Below are 13,740 nucleotides of genomic sequence, written 5' to 3'. Positions count from 1 at the left end.
ATTTCACTAATTTACGTTACTATTTATCACACCAAGAGCACCTTTTTAATTTGAATTTTATTTGTGCCATTCGTGTAATTCGTGGCAAAAAAACAAAACTCCGTGGCGAACACGACAAACTACAAACAAGCCCTAACCCACAAAATATTCCCGATCGTCTCGAAAGCATCGGCCGAACTCGGCATTGAAAGCTACGTCATCGGCGGATTCGTACGCGATTTCCTGTTAGGTCGCGATTACAAGAAAGACATCGACATCGTCGCGATCGGTTCGGGAATCGATTTGGCGCTCAAAGTTTCCGAATTGCTCCCTAAAAAACCCAAAGTACAGGTTTTCAAAAACTTCGGAACCGCCATGTTGCGTTTTGAGGACACCGAAATCGAGTTTGTGGGCGCCCGGAAAGAATCGTATCAGGAAAACAGCCGAAAGCCTTTTGTCGAAAACGGCACTTTGGAAGACGACCAGAACCGACGCGATTTCCGCATAAACGCACTCGCCTTTTCACTTAACGAAAACAATTACGGCGAACTGCTCGATCCTTTCGAAGGTGAAAAGGACTTGGAAAACAAGATCATCCGCACGCCTTTAGATCCCGATATCACGTATTCGGACGATCCGTTGAGGATGTTGCGAGGCATCCGTTTTGCAGCTCAACTCGGTTTCGACATCGAAAAAGAGTCTTTGGACGCGATTTCAAGGAACAAAGACCGGATCAATATCATTTCAGGGGAAAGAATCGTCGAGGAATTGAACAAGATCCTAATGACGAAAAAACCGTCGGTCGGATTTTTATTGCTTCACCAAACCGGACTTTTGCACATCATTTTGCCCGAATTGACCGCGCTTCAAGGCGTAGACGAATCCGAAGGCCACACGCACAAAGACAATTTCTATCACACTTTGGAAGTCGTCGACAACATTTGCCCGAATACGGACGACGTTTGGCTGCGCTGGTCGGCTTTGTTGCACGACATCGGAAAAGCGCCTACGAAACGCCATCACAAGAAAAACGGCTGGAGTTTCCACGGACACGAATTCGTCGGCGGCAAAATGGTCAGGAAAATCTTCGAAAGGCTGCACATGCCGCTCAACCACAAAATGAAGTTCGTGCAGAAAATGGTCTCGATGAGTTCGCGTCCGATCGTTTTGGCGCAAGACACCGTAACCGATTCGGCCGTAAGGAGATTGGTTTTCGATGCGGGCGAAGACACCGAAAACCTCATGATCTTGTGCGAGGCCGACATCACGACCAAGAATCCGAAGAAATTCAGGAAATACCACGACAACTTCAAGATCGTGCGCAAAAAGATCGTCGAAGTCGAAGAACGCGACCATGTGCGCAACTTCCAGCCGCCGATCACGGGTGAGGAAATCATGGCGATTTTCAATATTCCGCCGTCGCGTGAGATCGGGGTTTTGAAAGAAGCCGTCAAAGAAGCGATCCTCGAAGGCGAAATCCCGAACGAATACGAACCGGCTTTGGCATTCGTCATTGAAAAAGCACACAAAATGGGGCTTAAAAAATCATGACCAGCGGATTGTCAGTCGCTTTGGGCATCTTGGCCTTTGTCGCTGTCTTTTGGAGCATACTTTGGGCATTGCAAAGCCATAAATTTCACAAAAGCGTATTCAAAGGCGCTGTCTCGGGATTCTTTCTGACTTTGCTTATCTGTACCGTCGAAATGTTCATATTAGGCATGTTTGCTGATAGCCTTCCTTCCGATCGCGGGCCGGCAGCGATCGCTTCGCTGATCATCATCCTGCTTCTGTTTGGCGTTCCGGCCATTTTCTATGCATATCGCGGAATGCGGCTTCGCAAGCAGGCCAACCTGGAAACACCACACGAAATCGACGACATCGGAAAGGAAAATCCCTAATGAATTCAATTAATGTCTTTCGCAAATGAAAAAATACTTCCTCACTATTGCCAAAATCAGCCTGGTACTCGTTTATGCCGTAATCATCGCGGGTGCTTTGGTGCGTATGACGGGCTCCGGAATGGGTTGCCCCGATTGGCCGAAATGCTTCGGTTACTACATTCCGCCTACAGATGTCGAACAACTCACGTGGCGACCGCACAAAGCATTCGAATCGGGACAAGTCATCATTAAGGACGAGGCGCTTTGGGTCGCGAAACAAGATTTTACGACAGCGGAAACTTACGACGCTTCGCAATGGCGTCCTTATACCAAACACGATTACGCGATTTTCAATCCGACGCATACCTGGATCGAATACCTGAACCGTCTTTGCGGCGCTTTGGCGGGAATTTTCGTGTTCGTGATGGCCGTGACGTCGTTCGCATGGCGAAAAGAGAAGAAATCGATAGTATGGCTGTCGTGGCTTAGCGTGTTCCTTATGGGATTCCAGGGCTGGCTCGGCGCGACGGTAGTGTATTCGGTATTGAATCCGATAAAAATCACGTTGCACATGGTTGTGGCCTTGGTCATCGTAGCCGTCATTTTACAGATCATCTGGAAGTCGAAAACCGAATTCGTCGGGCGTAAACGCGATGCGTTCTTCGGGAATTTCCTTGCGTTTGCGTTGGTGTTGACGTTGATCCAGATCGTGCTCGGAACACAAGTACGTCAATATGTGGACGAACAGGTGAAAGTCGTCGGATACGATCAAATGGACATGATCCTCCAAAATCCGCACATGACGTTTTATTTCCACCGTTCGTTTTCGATCGTCGTGTTTTTGGTGAACTTGTTTTTGTTGCTTCGGAACACGAACAAAAATCTCGGCTTCGAAAAAATCAAATGGGTAATGTGGTTGCTCGTGCCAGAAATCGTATCGGGAATCGCGATGGCGTATTTCGACTTTCCGTTCGGGTCGCAAACGGTGCATTTGGTGATCGCGTCGATTTTGTTCGGAACCCAGTTTTACATGCTTTTGGAATACCGAAATCTTAGGAAATGGGTTGAAAAATCATCATAATAAAAATCTATACCAAATACTTAAATAATTGTTTTCTAAATATTTAATACAAACGACTTAAACTAATTATTTTTAAAACACAATTGAAATCCTGCAACCCAAAAACAGAATGTTGTAATGGTTGACAATGGTTGTTTTCGGACTTTTACAGAAGTCAATATTGTAAAATCCAAAACCAGAAAGCCATGCCGAATTCAACCGAAATCAAAGGAAAATGGAACGAGCTAAAAGGACAGCTCAAACAAAAATATGCCGAACTCACCGATGACGATTTGACCTACGAAGAAGGAAAAGACGACGAAATGTGGGGAAAATTGCAACAAAAATTAGGCAAGACGAAAAAGGAAATCCTCTCGCTATTTGAATGACCGCGAGATACCAAGTCGCCAAAAACACCTGTCCCGGACTCCGAATAGAACACTCGGCCCCCGGGACAGTTCTTTTGTAAACAGGCATGAATGCTTATTTTTGCGGCATGAAGAAAACGTTTTTTGCCCTATCTGCCTTATTCCTGGCCTTTTCCGCAAACAGCCAAAGCGACAAAACCGGCGCCTGGTATATTTATTTCGGGAATATCAAACCCAAGGATTCCAAATTCTCTTTAGACGTCGAAGCGCAGTATCGCAACCACGATTTAGGCGGCGATATGCAGCAATTACTGTTGCGATCGGGCGTAAAATACCAATTTCTGGATAATCTGAACGCGACAGCGGGTTATGCGTTCGTACAGTCCGAAGTCGAGGAAACCCCGGACAATCCGGTAAGGGAAAACAGGATTTACGAAGAAGCGGTTTTGAGCCAAAGTGCGTGGCGATTGTTTTTCCGCCATCGTTTCAGGTATGAGCAACGCTTTGTGGAAGGTCGTGATTTCAACACCCGTTACCGCTATTGCCTTTTTCTCGACATTCCGCTAAACAACCCTACGCTTGCCAAGAAAACGGCTTATATCGCCTTATACAACGAAATTTTCATCAACGGCAAGAAGACCGACGACACGCAGAACGTGTTCGACCGCGACCGCATCTATCTTGGCGCAGGTTATAAAATCACCGATAATTTCGCGGTGCAATTGGGATGGATGAACCAAATGCTCGAGAACGACTCGAAAGCGCAAATCATGCTGTCATTGCATCACAAACTTGGCTTCTAACCGAGCCATTGCTTGAAATCGCCCACTTTTTCGCGGCTTACGATCACCTCATCCTCTTTGTACGTCGGAAGTGCGACCCTAAGGCGTGAATTGCTGTACAACACGATTTCACGGCTCGCCTGCAACGAAACGATAAACTTGCGGCTCACACGGAAGAATTGCTTCGGATCGAGTTCGTTTTCCAGAAGCTCGAGCGTCGATTCTATCAGGTAATCGCGATTATCCGAAGTATGGATGTAAGTGCCCTTATCCTGACTGTAAAAACACTCGATTTCACTTACCGGCACAACCTTGAGATGCTGGCCGATCTTTACCGTAAACCGTTGCTTATGGCTTTTCTCGAACGGATTCACGAGCAGTTTCCTGATTTGGTCGAAGTCCAGATTCGGCACTTCGTTTTTGGGTAGACGGGTTTTGTACTTACCGATGGCCGTTTCTAAATCTTCTTCATCAATCGGTTTAAGTAAATAATCTATACTGTTTAACTTAAACGCCTTAAGTGCGTATTCGTCGTAAGCCGTAGTGAATATCACCGCGCTTTTTATGTCGATGCTTTCGAAGATCTCGAACGACAAGCCGTCAGACAATTGGATATCGAGAAATATCAGATCGGGATGTTCGTTAGAAGAAAACCACTCCAACGATTCGGCTACGGAATGCAGCATCGTCTCGACGCTAACACCTAGTTTTTGCAGTTTGCGTTGCAATAATCTTGCAGCCGGTTTTTCGTCTTCGATTATTATCGTTTTCATTTTTTATTAAAATTGATTATTAATTATTTACACCCATCTACATAAACAATGAAAATAAATAATAAAAAATAAAAATCACTCCCACTTTTTACCTTGCCTCTTTTCCCTATCCATGATTTCGCGGATTTTGCGCTCTTCCCAATCGGAACCCAAAACGGCTCCGGGACCGAACGTGCTCAACGCATGCATCAGCAATCCGATACCCCAGAAGAAGGCGAGCGAAAAAGTCGAAAATGTAAAGAATTCTTCGCCTTTGTCCGGATTCACTGCCTTCATCGTGATATGGGCCGCATTGATGATCAGGTACACGATAAGGTGTTTGTAGAACCCGCTTATCTTTTTCACGCGTTTCTGTGCGCGATCGAAACGCATTTGGTCCATTGGATCGTTGTTCAATTCCATAACGCTTATTTTTTAAAGTTGTCGTATTTGTTTTTCTCTTCTTCCATGAACTCACGGATTTTGCGCTCTTCCCAGCCTTTCCCCAGGAATGGCGTGTACTTCTTGACTTCCATCCAGTGGAAAAGCAATCCCGTTCCCCATCCGAAAACCGAAAACGGGAACCAATAGAACTCGGGCACGAAGACCAGGTTGATTGCGATCAGGAACGGAATCGTCACGCAATAGATCATCAGGTGGATGTAAAACCCACGCAATTCCCGCGCTTGCTTACGCGCTTTGCGATACTCGCGGTTTTGTTCGAATTTGTCGGTTTCCATCACTTCCATTTTTTGTTTTTGTCTTTGTCCATAAGCTCGCGGATTTTGCGTTCTTCCCAGTCATTACCCAAGAATGGCATGTAGTTGAATACCTTCATCGCGTGAACGGCCACGCCGATTCCCCATCCGCCCGCAGGCCATAAAAACCAAAGGTATTCGGGAGAAGTCATCAGGTTGAGCACCATGAGTCCGCCGACAAAAATGATATAGGCCGCCAGATTGCCATAAAAAGCCTTGAGTTCCTCGACCTTTTTCTGGGCATTGTAATAGCTCGATTCCTGAGCGTTGAATTGTGTTTCCATAACGGTTATTTGTTTGGTCAGGATCGGAATCCTGACGGTGAATGTCTTTTCGTTTTCTTCGACGAGTACGCTGCGTTTGGTTACGATCGCGTATCGGTTCACGATATTTTGAAGGCCGACACCTCTGCGATCCTGCAACACTTGCTTTTTCTGCAGATCGTTCTCGATGCACAAATAGTCGCGGTCAACAAAAATCCTGATGTGCAACGGCTTCTGCTCGCTTACGATGTTGTGCTTTACCGTGTTCTCGAGAAGCAGCTGCAACGACAACGGAACGACCTTTGCCTCAGCATTCGGTATATTCGCCGGAAGCTCGTAAAACAAACTGTTCTCGAAACGCATCTTGAGCAGGTTCATGTACGTTTTGGCAAAAGATAGCTCTTCCTCTACGCTTACAAGTTCTTTATCTTTTTGTTCAAGCACATATCGATATACTTTTGAAAGTGAAGTCGTAAACTTTTGTGCACTTTCCGGATTCTCCTCGATAAGAGAACTTAAAACGTTTAGGCTGTTGAACAAAAAATGCGGATCGATCTGGTTCTTGAGGCTCTCGAATTGTGCCGATGCCGTGCCTGCAATAATTTTCTGTTCCTTGATCTGGTTTTCCTTGTACGCCTTGTAAAATCCGACCGCGTAAGCCGAAAGCGTAATCACGAACGTAATGCCGATCGCGAACACATAATTGCTTGCGCGTTCGTTGGCGATGTACTCGGTAAACGAACGCTGTTCGATGATCACGTCCTCGAGAATGCGCAACAGGAAAACAGTCGCCAGCGAAGCCACGAACGACATCACGAAACCGAGCACGATGCGTTTTATCGAAAACCGCTCGTCCTGGAATTTCCTGTCGAGATACGAGAAAACCAAAGCGTTCGCATAATAAAGCCCGAACGTGTAGACCAGCGTGTACAGGAATGTGTACAACAATCCGATGTTGATGACCAGCTTCGTCCCAAAAATCATGTTCAGGAAATTGATGAGCAGGAAAATCAAGGTTCCTAGCCCGATGAGTCGCGGTACGATGACGAAACTGGTTTTCATATCGGCTAATTTAATCGTTTATTACTTCTTCTCACATTCTTTGGCTGCCGCTTCTGCCCTGTCCTGTCCCCATTTAGGATGAAATGGCGTCTCGGGCTTGAATTTGGCGAAAAGCTCCAAAGAGCGTTTGATTTCGGCACAAATCGGAGCGGTATCCGTACCGAAGTATTTGGCTCCACCCATTTCATACTCGGCTTTACCGAAAACGGCGCGCGGATTGTTCGGGTCGAGTTTTTGGGCTTTGTCGTACAATTCCATGACCTGGCCCGAATATTTCATGCCGTTGGTCATCGGGTCGAAAGCCACCCATCCGGTATAGATCATGGCCTGCATCACCAAAATTTCGGAGTTCTCGGGATTCTTGATCATCTCTACGTCGAGCGCTTTCTGAGCTTTGTCGAGCAAGGCGCTTACCGTAGCGCGGTCTTTGGTCGAGAACGATGAAATCGTGTTCACGAAAGCCACGTAGTAATTCGGGAGCCATTGGTTTTGTTCGGCGGCGGCGATGCGTTCGAACATGGCCGAAGCTTCGGTGTCTTTGCCTTGTCCCCAAAGTTCGAAGGCTTTTGTCATCCCTTGTTCGTATTTGCTCTGGCCAAACGTCAGCGTACAGATGAATAATGCGATTGTGGTAATTGTTTTCATGGTCGGTTATTTTTTATTGATTATTTGTTTTTATTTCTGAATCAAAATTAGGTTGATGAAGCCTGTCGAAAAATTAATTGTGGATGAATTGTCGATTTTTGATGATGAATTGAAACTATCGCTGAAGCATTAAAGATTCTTCAACTGATTGCTCTTCTTATCGGCACTGATGGTCCAAAAGAACCCGACGAAAAAGAAACGGTCGGCGGTCGGCGTGATTTCGCGTCTCTGGAAAACACCATTCGCGCTGGGCGTGTTGGCATATTCATAATTGTACACGTTCTGCGTTCCGAGCACGTTCGAGACCGAGAAATACAAAATCTTCTGCTGTGTGAGCAGATACGCCCAACTCACGCTAAGATTGTTGTAGGCACGCGTCTTGTCCTGAAGGAAACCGGGTTTGTTCGGATTGTCGAACGGACGTCCGGTTGCCATCGAATGTGTCAAACTCACCTGCGATTTCCAATCCTCGATCCAATATTTGGTCACGACCGAAAGGCCTTGGTTGGCGACGAAATTCGGAGTGGCTTCGATCGGGAAGTTGCGGTAATCGCGTTTGGAATCGATGTACGAATACGAAATCCAATATTCGAGGTTGCGGAACGTACGCCCGTCTCTCCAGAACAAATCGATGCCTTTTGCGTATCCGGAGCCGTTGTTGCTGTAGTTCGAATCGAATTGGGGCACGTCGTCGTCGTATTTGACCAAATTGCGATAATCCTTGTAGTAGGCTTCGGCGCGCAAAGTCTGGCGTTCGCGCGTGTATTGGTAATTGAGGATGTAATGCGTGGCCTTTTCGTTGTCGAAACGATGGAAATCGGAATATTTGAGGTAATCGGCTTTGGGCGATTGCTGGAAATCGCCGTACGCAAACGAAACCTGTCCCGCTTTCTTGCCTAGTTTGTACGCCAAAGAAGCTCTCGGCGACAACACCGATTCGTGCAGAAGGTCGTTGTAAGCAGCCCTCGCTCCTATTTTCATCGCGAGTTTTTTAGAAAAGTACACATCGGCTTCAGAATAGGCCGCGGCAATTCCGGCCGTGTAACCCGCGTTGAGTTTTTCGCCTTGGAAGAATTGGTACGATTCGTCGAAATCGGTGATGAAGTAATCGCCTCCGACGTTGAGCTTGATGCGATCGGAAAAACGTTTACTGAGTTTGAGTTTCATGTGTACGGCATTTTCGGTGTTCTTCACGTCGTCGAGGTCAAGCCCGATGTTGTTCTTGCCCAATCCGTAACCCAATCCCGCGGTGAGCTGCCATGTGCGCCCCAAATCGCCTTTGTACGACGCGTTGAAATACAAATTGTCGTTGCGAAGATCGACGCGTGTCGCGGTCGGCGTGTTGATACTTTCCTGATTGACGTCGAAGCGAGACGAATCGAAAGCCACATACACTTTGAGCAATCCGTATTCGAAGTGCTTGCGATAGACTGCCTCTCCCGAAAGCTGCTGGAACGGCCTGTTCCAACTCACGTTTTGTGGAATCGCCCATTGGTACGGCGCCAAATCGATATAGGACGCGTTGACGCTTATTGACGACTTCTCCCACTTTTTGGTATGTCCAAGCCCGAGCCCGACGGTCATCAGCGCAATGTCGGTTTTGTTTTGGTCGGGATCGTCCTGCGTATTCAAAAGCAATACCGAGGAAAGCGCTTCGCCGTATTCGGCCGAGTAACCGCCGGTCGAAAAACTGATACCGCTGAACAGGAATGGCGAAAAACGACCGCGTGTCGGTAAATTGTTCGTGGTCGATCCGTATGGTTGGGCTACGCGGATACCGTCTACGAACGTCTGGGTCTCATCGGCTTCGCCACCGCGAACGAAAAGACGTCCGTCCTCGCCTACGGTTTGCGTTCCGGGAAGCGTTTGCAACGCCGCCACGATATCGCCTGCCGAACCTGCGGTGGTCACGATATCCAAAGGCTTCAGTACCGAAACACGCGCTTTATCGCCTGCCTCGAAGGTTCCGGCGTTGACGATCACTGCATCCAACACATTGACACTTTCGCGCATCTTGATGGTTTGCGGCTGATAGGTGGCCACATCGATTTCCATCTTGATCGTTTCGAACGACAGGAACGAGATGACCAAAGTCTGCTTTCCGGTCTCGGCAGTCGAAAACGCGAAAGAACCGTCGTCTTGCGAACTCGTACCGTCGTAAGCGCCTTCTATGAAAATGTTCGCTCCGGGAATGGGTTCGCCTTTCTGGTCGGTGACTTTGCCCTTGATTTCGGTTTGGGCGAATCCGATGCAAGCGAGAAGCAAAAGTGAAAATGTAAAGATCGATTTCATGTCGGTTGTTTTGATTACGGGACAAATTTGCATCGCCAATGTGATACCTGAAAACAAAGTTTACCGAATTGTAGATTTTGGACGATGAATTGAGACCAAGTTGAATATTTAGTATTTTCACCGCCGAACAAACAGAACACCATGAACAAAATTTTACCTGCCTTTATGTGTTTCATCGCATTTTCGGCTTTTTCGCAAATCCGGTTCGAACCCGGTTATTACATCGACAACCAAAATACCAAAGTAAATGGTTTCATAAAGAACCACGACTGGAACCAAAATCCGGATGTGATCGAGTTCAGATCAGACGAAAACAGCGATACCCGTATGATTCCAATCGACCAGATGCGCGAGTTTTCGGTCGGAAATACAGTATTCGTAAAGTTCACGACCTCTGTGGACCGCTCGCCTACCGACATTGCCAACCTCAGCGATTCGAAAAATCCGCAATGGGAAAAAGCGACGGCAATGCTTAAGGTACTCGTAAAATCTGACCTTACGCTATACGAATATACACAAGGTAATACCACTCGTTTTTTTGTAAGCTCGCCGCCTCATTCAACAGCCGAGCAGCTTATTTTCAAGGAGTATCGCAAAGATGCAGCGACGATTGGCCAGAACAGTGCATTCAGACAGCAATTGTCGGTTCTCATGGCTTCTAAAAATTTCCCGGTCTCGACATTTGAGCGCCTGTCATACAACGAACGCGATCTTTCGGAACTATTCATCAAATATGCCGGACACGAACAAAAAACGACAGACAAAAACGCGAAAGGGACAAACGGAGGTCTCAACCTTAAGATCGTAGCCGGAGTCAATTTCTCGAAACTCGATTTCAAATACCGCTATTTCACCACGACCGAAGGCGAGTTCGAACAAAAAGCCGTTCCTGTAATAGGCGTTGAGGCCGAATATATGTTTGCCTTCAACAAAAACAAGTGGTCGGTTTTTTTGGCGCCGAATTTCCAGTCGTATGAAGGCAAATACGAAACACCTGACGCTTCTGCCACCGCTACCTATAAATTCGTCGAAATTCCCGTGGGTATACGCCATCATTTCTATCTGACACCAAAAAGCAGGTTGTTCTTGAATTTGGGATATGCGTTCGGCTCGCTTCTGTCGGATTCCGGCATTGCCTACAAAACAGGATCGGGCACGCTCAATGTAGAATTCAGGAGGACGTCGAGCGTTTTTGTCGGAGCCGGCTTTGCGATGAACAGGTTCGGCATCGAATTGCGATACAATTCCAAGCGAGAACTCATAAACGACCCATATTGGTCTGGCGATTACAGTTCGTATGGCCTTCAGCTTACCTACAAAATACTGTGAGACATCACGTGGGTGCACTTACTCATTTGATACTTGGCCGAATAGAATAAATTGTTATATTTGAATGCTATAAAAAACTCAACTAAACCATGAAACACATCAAAACTCTCGCGTTTATTGCCTTGTTCCTCACGGTAAGCTTCGCATCGGCTCAGACCGCAAAAACCAATTGGCCGAAACTCAACGACGTAAAAGAAGTCGCCGCCAGGATCAATCTGAACCTCGAGCAAAACAACCCGCACGCTTTTTCGTTCACCGAAACATTGATGCAACAAGTTCAGCAACTCAAGGCGTCCGAAGCTCCGGCGAACTTCAAGAACAAGAAAACCGAAGAAGCCGTAAACCAACTTTCTGTAAAAGTGGAAGCCCTTGACCGCAAAGCGAAATCGCAGGCATCGGCAACCGAACTGAAACAGCAATTCACCGAAATACAGACGTTGCTCGCAACGATAAAATAAAGTGCATCGCCTAAAATTGACAGCCCGTTAACGCGGGCTTTTTTTATGCTTTATACTTTCGTGGCAGAATTATCGTTATCTTTTTGACTTCCAAACAACAATAGCCATTCCCAGACACTTCCGTGGTGTTTTTGGTCGTGGATTGCCCTATTTCCATCTCGACGTGTGCGAAACGGTGTGTAATCAACAACCTTAAATAAACTACGTATGAAAAAAGCAATTTTCAGTTTGGCGCTGTTGGCGCTGTTTTCGTGTTCGGACGATGATCTGCTGTCGACGACCGAAGCCAAAAAGAAAAACAACGAAACCTCCCGGTTACTCAACCTGATGCCGTTCGATGCCTCATGTATCAATCTTTCGACGGTAGACAACGACCCTTTGGGAAACAATCGCGAATGCATCCAGAACCAGATCAACCTGGCCAAGGCCAACGGCTATGACGGATTGCAGATAGGCGCGCTCGATTGTTATGTGAACGTGACGTTCGCCGCAAACAAAAGCTTGCAGATCCCGTCAGATTTTGCGCTCGTCATGGATGCGAATACGGTTTTCAGGGTCACGCCCAATAGTGTTGCGGGTTATGCGTTCATGGATATCGGCGGTACGTATTCGGTTCCTGATATCGCGAACGTATCGATTTCGGGCGGACAGATTTACGGGGATCGCGTGCTGCACAACAACACGACCGTACACGGCCACCTGATCCGGATCACGAGCGCACACGATGTGAGCCTCAAGAGCGTTGCCATGCGCGAGGCCAATAGCGACGGGCTTTATATTTCGGGAAAAGTCATTTCTAACCAGCCCAATTACACTCAACCTTATAATATAACGGTAAGTCATTGTACGTTCGAGCGCAACCGTCGCGCAAATATTTCGGTTACCGACGGATACAATATGGAAATCGCTTATTGCACGTTCCGCGACGCCGGCATCAATATGTCTCCGTCTCTTGGCGCCTTGCCGAAAATGTCGGTAAACGTAGAGGGCGACCGCGTGTGGAATACGGATCATACGCAACTGGTTTGGCTCAAGCATCCGCACGACATCAGCATACACGACAACAACGAGTCGGGCAGTATTGGCGGAGCATACTACGCTTCGTTGGCCGACCATGTATCCATTACCAACAATACGAGCGAATCGGCGATCGGTTATGTGTATGGCGACAACATCACGGTAGCCTACAATCATGTTTCGAATTCCAATTTCGGAATCACATGTGGGTTCAATTCGGCGACAAGCATCGTAAACCACGACAATTCGATTCACGACAACACGGTAGAGGATTGCAACATCGGATTGATTCTGTACAACCGCGATACCGTCGTGTCGTCAAATACCTTTACGGACTGTACTTCGTATGCGATGACCTTCAGCAATGTCCTGAACTGCCGCATCGAATCGAACACCATCACAAGTACGGTTTCGGGAAGTTCGGGCATAAAAGTGACCAATTCGACGATGTCTGACGAGCTCTACATACAATACAATGACATCGATATTGATGGAGGCGCGACATCTACCGGTATTTGGCTGCAGAACATAAATGTTGCCGCGGGTGAGGAAAATTACAAAGTATATTTGTTGGGCAACGACATCAGTACGACCGGCTCGTGTAAATTCGCAGGAGTAGGCGGTTTCGAAGTAGAAAGCAACTCTTTCGTGACGCTGGGTTCGGTGAGTGTCGTAGGCGGGCGATCAATGGTGATGACGCTTAACAGCATACTCAACAATTCTCCGAACGCGAATGCGAATGCGCTGTATCTGAACAACAATCCGCTGGCTAATATCGTCAAGGACAACACTATCGAGAATACGTCGACCAACGCCAACGCCCATTGCGTACAGATTACGAATTGCGCTAACCTTACATTTAACAGCAACACGCTCAAACAACCTGTCACCAGGACGCTCCACATCACGAATCTCACCGATTCGGACGTAAGCCTCAACACCGGAGTGATAGGCAACGTAGCGCTTTTCTTGTATGCCACCTCTACAAGCAATTGTACGTTTTCGGGGAATTTAGCAGATACGCCTCCGTTTACGCGCCAATCTATCGACGGCGTAGTTACCGTACTGTAAACAAAACGCTTGAATAATAAGCCG

14 protein-coding genes are annotated in these 13,740 nt (G+C 47.1%); 8 read left to right on the top strand and 6 right to left on the bottom strand.

The genetic code is table 11. The features are described 5' to 3' along the window. The first annotated feature begins 102 nt into the window (after window positions 1-102). The 5 genes from HZF10_RS09665 (at window position 103) to HZF10_RS09645 (ending at window position 4,090) form a co-directional block, all read left to right on the top strand. The gene (locus HZF10_RS09665; protein WP_176005986.1) at window positions 103-1,530 is read left to right on the top strand and encodes a CCA tRNA nucleotidyltransferase; all 1,428 of its coding nucleotides are present in this window, start codon (window positions 103-105) and stop codon (window positions 1,528-1,530) included. After that, window positions 1,527-1,877, top strand: coding sequence for a hypothetical protein (locus HZF10_RS09660; RefSeq protein WP_176005985.1), 351 nt, complete (start codon window positions 1,527-1,529; stop codon window positions 1,875-1,877). The genes HZF10_RS09665 and HZF10_RS09660 overlap by 4 nt, the downstream gene beginning before the upstream one ends. Before the next feature lie 25 nt (window positions 1,878-1,902). Further along, the gene (locus HZF10_RS09655; protein ID WP_176005984.1) at window positions 1,903-2,940 is read left to right on the top strand and encodes a COX15/CtaA family protein; all 1,038 of its coding nucleotides are present in this window, start codon (window positions 1,903-1,905) and stop codon (window positions 2,938-2,940) included. 185 nt (window positions 2,941-3,125) lie between these two features. Continuing rightward, window positions 3,126-3,308, top strand: a complete 183-nt coding sequence (locus HZF10_RS09650; protein ID WP_176005983.1) for a CsbD family protein — start codon at window positions 3,126-3,128, stop codon at window positions 3,306-3,308. 107 nt (window positions 3,309-3,415) lie between these two features. Beyond that, window positions 3,416-4,090 carry a DUF2490 domain-containing protein gene (locus tag HZF10_RS09645; RefSeq protein ID WP_176005982.1) on the top strand — a complete coding sequence of 225 codons (675 nt, stop codon included), beginning with the start codon at window positions 3,416-3,418 and terminating at the stop codon, window positions 4,088-4,090. Here HZF10_RS09645 and HZF10_RS09640 read toward each other — a convergent pair. From HZF10_RS09640 to HZF10_RS09615, 6 genes are all read right to left on the bottom strand, one after another. After that, entirely contained in the window at window positions 4,087-4,842 is a 756-nt protein-coding gene (locus HZF10_RS09640; protein ID WP_176005981.1) for a LytR/AlgR family response regulator transcription factor, read from the bottom strand. The two genes, HZF10_RS09645 and HZF10_RS09640, sit on opposite strands and share 4 nt — an antisense overlap. Window positions 4,843-4,917: 75 nt before the next feature. After that, window positions 4,918-5,244, bottom strand: coding sequence for a 2TM domain-containing protein (locus HZF10_RS09635; RefSeq protein ID WP_246282527.1), 327 nt, complete (start codon window positions 5,242-5,244; stop codon window positions 4,918-4,920). A 5-nt stretch (window positions 5,245-5,249) separates the two neighbouring features. Continuing rightward, window positions 5,250-5,561: a 2TM domain-containing protein gene (locus HZF10_RS09630; protein ID WP_176005980.1), complete on the bottom strand. Its 312-nt coding sequence runs from the start codon at window positions 5,559-5,561 to the stop codon at window positions 5,250-5,252. After that, the gene (locus tag HZF10_RS09625) at window positions 5,561-6,904 is read right to left on the bottom strand and encodes a 2TM domain-containing protein (protein ID WP_176005979.1); all 1,344 of its coding nucleotides are present in this window, start codon (window positions 6,902-6,904) and stop codon (window positions 5,561-5,563) included. The genes HZF10_RS09630 and HZF10_RS09625 overlap by 1 nt, the downstream gene beginning before the upstream one ends. Before the next feature lie 21 nt (window positions 6,905-6,925). Beyond that, window positions 6,926-7,549 (bottom strand): tetratricopeptide repeat protein, encoded by a 624-nt coding sequence (locus HZF10_RS09620; RefSeq protein ID WP_176005978.1) that lies wholly within the window; start codon window positions 7,547-7,549, stop codon window positions 6,926-6,928. A 129-nt stretch (window positions 7,550-7,678) separates the two neighbouring features. Beyond that, entirely contained in the window at window positions 7,679-9,841 is a 2,163-nt protein-coding gene (locus HZF10_RS09615; RefSeq protein ID WP_176005977.1) for a TonB-dependent receptor, read from the bottom strand. Between the two features lie 141 nt (window positions 9,842-9,982). Between HZF10_RS09615 and HZF10_RS09610 the strand changes: the two genes are divergently transcribed. From HZF10_RS09610 to HZF10_RS09600, 3 genes are all read left to right on the top strand, one after another. Next, window positions 9,983-11,170, top strand: a complete 1,188-nt coding sequence (locus HZF10_RS09610; protein WP_176005976.1) for a porin family protein — start codon at window positions 9,983-9,985, stop codon at window positions 11,168-11,170. Between the two features lie 89 nt (window positions 11,171-11,259). After that, window positions 11,260-11,628 carry a hypothetical protein gene (locus HZF10_RS09605; protein ID WP_176005975.1) on the top strand — a complete coding sequence of 123 codons (369 nt, stop codon included), beginning with the start codon at window positions 11,260-11,262 and terminating at the stop codon, window positions 11,626-11,628. 207 nt (window positions 11,629-11,835) lie between these two features. Next, window positions 11,836-13,716 carry a right-handed parallel beta-helix repeat-containing protein gene (locus HZF10_RS09600; protein ID WP_176005974.1) on the top strand — a complete coding sequence of 627 codons (1,881 nt, stop codon included), beginning with the start codon at window positions 11,836-11,838 and terminating at the stop codon, window positions 13,714-13,716. The last annotated feature ends 24 nt before the right edge of the window (window positions 13,717-13,740 follow it).

The sequence above is a fragment of the Flavobacterium agri genome, assembly GCF_013401995.1.
In the GTDB taxonomy this organism is placed as follows: domain Bacteria; phylum Bacteroidota; class Bacteroidia; order Flavobacteriales; family Flavobacteriaceae; genus Flavobacterium; species Flavobacterium agri.
This window is presented reverse-complemented; position numbering and strand designations above follow the sequence as displayed.